Annotated in this window: 2 protein-coding genes and 1 pseudogene; all 3 read right to left on the reverse strand. The window is 59.9% G+C overall.

Annotated elements, in window-relative coordinates:
• Window positions 1-78: 78 nt before the first annotated feature.
• The 3 genes and pseudogenes from istB to BG61_RS37810 all read right to left on the reverse strand — a co-directional run bounded on the left by istB (window position 79) and on the right by BG61_RS37810 (window position 3,783).
• Window positions 79-849, reverse strand: a complete 771-nt coding sequence (istB, locus tag BG61_RS37800) for an IS21-like element helper ATPase IstB (RefSeq protein ID WP_035943326.1) — start codon at window positions 847-849, stop codon at window positions 79-81.
• Window positions 846-2,482, reverse strand: a pseudogene (gene istA / locus BG61_RS37805) (IS21 family transposase). Before istA ends, istB begins: the two are co-directional and overlap by 4 nt.
• Window positions 2,483-2,763: 281 nt before the next feature.
• Window positions 2,764-3,783, reverse strand: coding sequence for an IS110 family RNA-guided transposase (locus BG61_RS37810; RefSeq protein ID WP_035943327.1), 1,020 nt, complete (start codon window positions 3,781-3,783; stop codon window positions 2,764-2,766).
• Window positions 3,784-4,041 lie beyond the last annotated feature (258 nt).

Consider the following 4,041-nt stretch of genomic DNA (forward strand, 5'->3'; position numbering starts at 1 on the left):
CCCGGACGGTCAGTTGAAACTCCCCCAGTTGTGGTCGCCTAAAATCCCCCACCGTGTGAAGCAGGACGAGGTCGAGTTTTATTCCTCTTTCGTTTTCTGCGCAAGGGCCTCAGCGGCTTCTTTGAGCCGATAGCTGCGGCCGTTGAACTCGAGCTGGTGGCAGTGATGCATGAGGCGATCGAGGATCGTGGTGCTCATGGTGTTATCGCCAAGGTACGCGCCCCAGTCCTGTACCACGCGATTGGACGTGACGATGATGCTTCTGCGCAGTTTGTAACGTTGATGGACCAGCGTCTGTAGTAGCGCGCCGGCCTCGTCAGGAATCGAGCGTGCCAGGAACAGGTCGTCCAGCACGAGCAGGTCCGCCTCGAGTATCGCGCGCAGGCGCGTCTGTTGCTGCTCCGCTGCGCTGAGCGCGTAGCGGTTAAAGAAGTCGTCGGTTTCGAGATACTGCACCTTGTGGCCTTGCAGAACCGCCTGATACGCGACGGCCTTGGCAATGTGCGACTTGCCGGTGCCGGGTTTACCGATGATCAATCCGTTCTCGCCAGCGGCGACGAACTTCAGCGCATTGAGCTGGAAGCAAGCCTGACGCGGGATCTTCGGATTGAACGACCAGTCGAACTCGGCGAGCGTGAGCTTCTCTTCGAGTCCGGACTGCTGATAGCGCCGCTCGATTAGCCGCGACTGACGACGGTCGAGTTCGTCCTGCAGGATCAAGGCGAAGGTCTCAAGAAACGGTTGCTGGGTACCCTGTGCCTGTAGCACGCGGGTCTCCAGTGTGTCGCGTATGCCGGACAGGCGCAGCATCCTGAGGGCCCGCTCGATGTCTGGTAGCGTGGTGGTCATGCTGTTTCTCCGCTTGTAGTGGGATGGGGGGCGGCACTGTGCTGCGCGCCGACGTTGAAGAACTCGCCGTATTCGTCACCCGGGCGGATCAGGGCATGTTCCTGCGTGAGCGGTAGGGCCAGCTGTGGCGCACGATCGAGACGCTCAAGGGCCTGCTCGAACAGCCGTTCTACGACGGCACGTACCTGCCGATAACGATATAGGTGGTGACGCAGGGCGTGATCGCAGGCTTGCTCGACGAGCCACGCGGGATACTTCTTCGCCAGCGCGACGATGCCCCACATGCCGCGGTGGCCGACGCGACCTTCGGCATCGAACAGGTGTTGGCACAGCGTCTTCGTTTGTGGCCCGATGTCGGTGGCGCTGGCCAGCGCGAGACTGGTCTGGCGCGATGGATTGAACGGGCGTTCGCTCTCGGGAAGCTCGAGCGAGCCGGGCTCAATGTGGCGCGGATGGGTGCGCAACAGTTCCTGCGAGCGGCGATCACGGATCTCGATCGTGGTGTCGTAGATGCGCACACACACGAGACTGCCGATGGGCGCGGGCCGCGCCGCATAGTTGCTGCGTTCGACGCTTACGGTGGTATCGTCCCAGACAGTGCGCACGACCTCGGTAAAGTAGCGGAATCCCGTGATCGGCAACGGCCTTAGGTGAGGCTTCTCCTCCTGGAACATCGCTTCGACCTGTCGCCGTGCACGGCCATGGATGCGTTTGGCGGCCCAGTTCTCTTCCCAGTGCGTTAGGAATTCGTTCTGGGCGTCGAGCGACTCGAATCGCCGGCCGGCGAGCGCGGTGTTCTGCGTATGCTGGATCGCGTTCTCTACGGAACCCTTGCGATTCGGGTCGCGTACGCGAGCCGGGTCGGCAATGACGCCGTAGTGCTCGAGCATCGCGGCATAGAGCCGGTTGATCTCGGGCTCGTACAGGTCGGGCGTGATGACGCCCTCACGAAGGTTGTCGAGGACGACATAGCTCACGCTGCCACCGAAGTACCGGAAGGCCTCTTCGTGAAGCTGGGCCCAGACCTGCTTGCTGGACTTCCAGACCACGCGCCGGAAGCTGCGCCGCGAATACCTCAACGTCATGACGAACAGGCGTGGCCGTCGGTAGCGGCCTGTCTTCGGATCGCGGGTCAGCGCGCCTTCACCGTAATCCACTTGGGCCTCTTCACCGGCGGCAAACTCAAGACGGTCGAACTGTTCGGGATCGACGTGGCGCAGCGCCCGGACGAAACGTTTGACGCTCTCATAGCTGGCCGTAAAACCATGCTGGTCAACGAGGTCCTGATAGATCGCCTGGGCGTTGCGCTTCAAACGCACCTGCTGTTCGATCCATTCCCGATATGGCTCACTGGCGGATCGGGCGAAGTTGAAGGAGCTGACCGGCGCTCCGCCTGAAGCCGGCGGTCGTGGCAGTGGAGGAATTTGCGATGGGGGAATTTGCGCGACCACCGGATCGCCGGAGCCGATGGTCGCCGCAGTGGAGGAATTTGCGCCTCCCGCCTGCTGTGCTTCATGCAGCGCCTGATAGCGGCGAATCGTCTTACGATCGATACCCGTAAGCTCATGGATCCTGTGCTGGCTACGCCGCGCTCAAGCAGCGTGAATATCGCGCTTTGTAGATGCTGCTTCAAGACATTCTATATGAACGCGCCCCTTGAACAAACGCTCATAGGCTCTGACATGACAGGATCGGTTGCAGCTCTATATCCGGGCTTATTGCAGCGGCTAAGCTGCGGCCCACTATGAAATCCGCTGACCCGCGCCTCATTCACTCCGCGAGCTCAAGGCTCTTCATGTCTTTCAGGCTTGGCGGGCCACGGTCCTACCTGTTTGTCATCACATACGATCGCCTGTGCAACCTTCGAAGCTCGTACTACATTAACTGTTGGTCTCCGGGTATGAACGCAGTGGCTTACGCCGGCTTCGCGCTCAGATAGTCCTTTTGATAAGGCCTGTTATGGGCCAGCAGCGCCCAGATCGTACGCGCCATCTTGTTGGCTAGCGCGACGGTTACTACGTTCGGCGGTCGTCGTTTGCTGATCTGATCGATCCACGGCCCAGGGTCCTTCGCATGGGTCAGAACGCTGCGCGCGCCATGAATCAGCAATTTGCGCAGATACGCGTCGCCCATCTTGCTGATACCGTGCAAGTGGACCTTGCCGCCAGAACCGGTTTGCCTCGGCACAAGACCTGCCCAAGCGGCGAATTCGCGTCCAGACCGGAAAGCCTTGGGATCGCCCATCATTGCGACCGCTGCCGTCGCCGTCAGCAGTCCAACGCCCGGGATCTCGCTGATTGCCTTTACCGCTGGGTCGTCCTTCTTCCACTCTCGCATTCGCCGTTCGATTCCGGCTATCTGTTCGTCCAATGCAATGAGCCCGTTCCACTGTTCGCGCATCGTATCGACGAGTACAGCCGGCAGTCGCTCAGCGACTCGGGAAAGCACTTCCGGCATCGCCTTATCCAGGGCGGTTCGTCCTTTACCCATCACCTCACCATATTCGGTCAGGAGACCGCGCAATGCGTTGATTTGCATCGTGCGAAACTTTACAAGCTGCTCGCGCATCCGGTGCAGTGCCAGCACAGCTTGCTGCATTTCGGTTTTGATCGCTACCGGCTTGCTGGGCTGCTGCACTGCCAGCCAGATCGCTCGGGCATCTGCAGCATCGTTTTTGCTGCGGATGTTGAACGCCTTAACGAATTCGGCGGGCATCAGCTTCACCTGATGGCCAATCTTCGTGAGCCGCCGGGCCCAGTGATGTGCACCGCCGCACGCTTCCATCCCAATAAGGCAAGGAGCCCGGTTTCCGAAGAACTCGAGAAACTTCGACCGTTTGATCTGCTTATTCACGATTTCGCCAGAGTCCTGGTCAACGAAATGCACCTGAAAGACCATCTTCGCGATATCGACACCCACGACCGTGCTGTTCATCTTGGGATCCTCCGCTTGTCGGGAACGCTCGCATTCTCCACCATTGGCGCATCGATGTTACTCGCATGGAACTCCATGTTTCCTTGTGCAGGTCACGGGTGGGGCGCGTTCATTTCAATTCACTCCCTTGTCTCCTTCTTCTCTGAAGGAGACGACAATAAATGTCCTGCAGCACCGCTAGGGACCGCTCAGCCGGCGATCGTTACCTGGGGGATTTTGAGGTGACCATACATGGGGGAATTTGACCGACCGCCGGGG

Source organism: Caballeronia glathei (assembly GCF_000698595.1).
GTDB classification, from domain to species: Bacteria; Pseudomonadota; Gammaproteobacteria; order Burkholderiales; family Burkholderiaceae; genus Caballeronia; species Caballeronia glathei.

Excerpts from the sequence above, each read along its gene's own strand:
- istB (WP_035943326.1), bottom strand. The coding sequence starts at position 849 with ATGACCACCACGCTACCAGACATCGAGCGGGCCCTCAGGATGCTGCGC.
- BG61_RS37810 (WP_035943327.1), bottom strand. The coding sequence starts at position 3,783 with ATGAACAGCACGGTCGTGGGTGTCGATATCGCGAAGATGGTCTTTCAG.